The organism is Candidatus Protofrankia californiensis, from assembly GCF_900634765.1.
Classification (GTDB): domain Bacteria; phylum Actinomycetota; class Actinomycetes; order Frankiales; family Frankiaceae; genus Protofrankia; species Protofrankia californiensis.
In genome coordinates this window covers 513-3081 of record NZ_CAAAFT010000171.1, presented here as the reverse complement: position 1 = coordinate 3081, position 2569 = coordinate 513, and the positions used below count along the sequence as shown (strand labels likewise).

The 2569-nt window shown below is 68.9% G+C and carries 3 protein-coding genes and 1 pseudogene; 2 read left to right on the top strand and 2 right to left on the bottom strand.

Features of this window, described 5'->3' with window-relative positions:
- The coding region (locus DD1DGNOD_RS29165) for a ferrochelatase (protein ID WP_241255607.1) at window positions 1-552 on the bottom strand (552 nt) is incomplete at its 3' end.
- 152 nt (window positions 553-704) lie between these two features.
- On the bottom strand, window positions 705-1421 hold the full coding sequence (gene fabG / locus DD1DGNOD_RS09595) for a 3-oxoacyl-ACP reductase FabG (RefSeq protein ID WP_131766284.1): 717 nt from the start codon (window positions 1419-1421) through the stop codon (window positions 705-707).
- Window positions 1422-1569: 148 nt separating this feature from the next.
- On the opposite strand from fabG, the gene DD1DGNOD_RS09590 reads away from it, so the two are divergent.
- Both DD1DGNOD_RS09590 and DD1DGNOD_RS09585 read left to right on the top strand, forming a co-directional pair.
- A complete protein-coding gene (locus DD1DGNOD_RS09590; protein ID WP_206443052.1) occupies window positions 1570-1932 on the top strand; it encodes a DUF167 domain-containing protein in 363 nt (120 codons plus the stop codon).
- Between the two features lie 274 nt (window positions 1933-2206).
- Window positions 2207-2569: pseudogene (locus tag DD1DGNOD_RS09585) on the top strand (pyruvate dehydrogenase); the annotation flags it as partial.

Below are 2569 nucleotides of genomic sequence, written 5' to 3'. Positions count from 1 at the left end.
GGTCTCCTCCCGCAACGCGGCGGGGATCGTCTCCAGCTCGTCGACGACATGGTCGACCATGGGCAGGACGAAGCCGGGATGGTCGAAGTAGTGCCTCAGCTTGATCAGTTCCGGTGCGCCCGGGCCGACCTGGGCCCGCGCCTGCGCGAGGTTCTCGCGGTACTGGCGACAGCCGGAGTAGGAGGCAAAGGCGGACGTCACGAAGCAGGCCGCCCGCCCGACACCGTCACGGCGCATCCGTTCGAGCGCGTCGGTGAGGAACGGCGACCAGTTGCGGTTTCCCCAGTAGACCGGCAGCGGCGCGAGCTCGCCCCGCAGCGCCGCCAGCAGCTCCCGGTTCTGGTCGTTGATCGGGCTGCGGCCGCCGAAGCGGCGGTACTGTTCGGCGACCTGGGCGAGCCGCTCGTCCGGGATGCCACGCCCGCGGGTGACGTTGCGCAGGAACGGCACAACGTCGGACGGCGACTGCGGGCCACCGAAGGAGACCAGCAGCAACGCGTCGACATGCACCGGTTCGGCCTGGCCGGTCGTGGTCCGGCTGTCACTTGGCACGTCGTAATCGTCTCCTGCGACCACGACACGACGCACCCCGGGTCCGGGGTGGACCCGGGGTGCGTCCGAAAACCGTGGAGGAAGCCCGGCATCGCCGGGCAACCCCGTCCAGGAGAATTGTCCTGATACGGAAAGGCCTTAACGCCCCATGCCTAATGCCCCATACCGAGCCCACCGTCGACCGGGATCACCGCTCCGGTGATGTACGAGGCCTGGGGGGAGGCCAGGAACGCCACCAGCGCGGCGACGTCCTCCGGCTCACCCATCCGCCGGGCCGGCACCTGGTTGACCATATTGTCCCGCTGGGCGTCGGTGAGCGCGTCGGTCATGTCCGTGCGAACCGGGCCGGGAGCCACCACGTTGGAGGTGATACCGCGGGGGGCAAGCTCACGGGCGAGGGAGCGGGAGAACCCGATCAGGCCCGCCTTGGACGCGGCGTAGTTCGACTGCCCCGGAGAACCGACCATCGCCGAGACCGACGAGATGAAGATCAACCGTCCGCGCCGCATCCGCAGCATGCCCCGGGCCGCACGCTTGGCCACGCGGTACGCGCCCAGCAGGTTGGTGTCGAGGACCTCCTGAAACTCGCTCTCACTCATAGTGAGCAGAAGCGTGTCACGGGTGATCCCCGCATTGGACACGAGCACCTCGACCGGCCCGAGCTCCGCCTCGACTTCAGCGAACGCCTTGTCGACACCTTCCGCACTGGTGACGTCCAGGCGGACGCCGTACATTCCGTCCGGCGCATCGCCCCCGCGGCTGGCGACCGCCACCCGGTCACCGGCGGCGGCCAGTGCGACCGCGCACGCGGCACCAATCCCTCGATTACCGCCGGTAACAAGCGCTACACGTCCTCCACCTTCCACCATGAGTTGGATGTTAGCTGCCGCGCCTCGCACTCAAGGGTTATCACTCATTGTGACGCGCCGAAGTCCAAACGCATCCGGGACATCCACGGCATCCGCCCGAGGATCGGGTCCGATCGTCCGGCCGGGCGCTTCGCGGGACGATGCAACGGTGCGCCTGACGATCAGAGTCTGTCCCCGCTCGGCCCGGACCTCGGTCGGCGGCTTCCCCGAGGTATCCGGGGCCGCCACGCCGGGAGAGGGCGCGCTGGAGGATGACCCGTCGGGCGGCGACCCGCCAGGCAGTGCCACGGCCCTTGTCGTCCGGGTGACCGCACCCGCGGTGGACGGACGGGCGACCGAGTCGGCGTTGCGGGCGCTGGCAACCGTCTTCGGCGTGCGCCGCCGCGAGATCGTACTGATCAGGGGCGCCACCAGCCGTATGAAGATCGTCGAAATCGGCGGAATGCCCGAACCCGCGCTGCGCAGCCGCCTCGCCGAGCTCACCACCCTGCCGAAGAAACCAGATACGTGACGAAGATCCTCCTGACGGCCAAGGAATCCGGGCTGCCACCACCCAAATCTGGGCCTCCTCGAACCTCCCGGACCGGCTTCGCCGATCCGGGCGCAAGCCCGGCGCGAAAAACATGATCGCGCAGCCTTCGGCCATACACCGGAAACCCAGGCCTCCGGCTGCGCGAAAAACATGATCGCGCAGCCTTCGGCCATACACCGGAAACCCAGGGGCACAACCTTTGACAAGGGCTCGTCGTCCGGATATTGGACAGGTCGTGTCGACGGAGGCCAGGTTGCTTGCGCCGGGTGAAACCCATGATGCTGTGGACGGGCAGCCCCCGACGCAGCAGATACCCGTAACCGGCTCGCCGATCGCGCCCCCGTCCGTTGACAGCGCCTCACCCGACCCCGTACCCGCCGCTGTCGAACCGCTCGACCTGCCGTCCCTCATCGAGATCGAGCGACGGCTGCGCGCCCTGGCCACCTCGCTGATCGATGACGCGGCGACCGCCGGCGGGCCGGGTGCCACCGGCGCCGACAGCACCGGCACACTGCATACCGCCGTGCGGTCCATGGCGAGTCTGGTCACCGTGGTGTGGTTCGACGCACTGCGCGCGGGTGACCAGATCCAGGTGCCCCCAGCCGCGCTCCCGCTG

Bases quoted from the DNA above. Each gene is read 5' to 3' on its own strand.
- fabG (WP_131766284.1), bottom strand. From the start codon at position 1,421: ATGGTGGAAGGTGGAGGACGTGTAGCGCTTGTTACCGGCGGTAATCGA.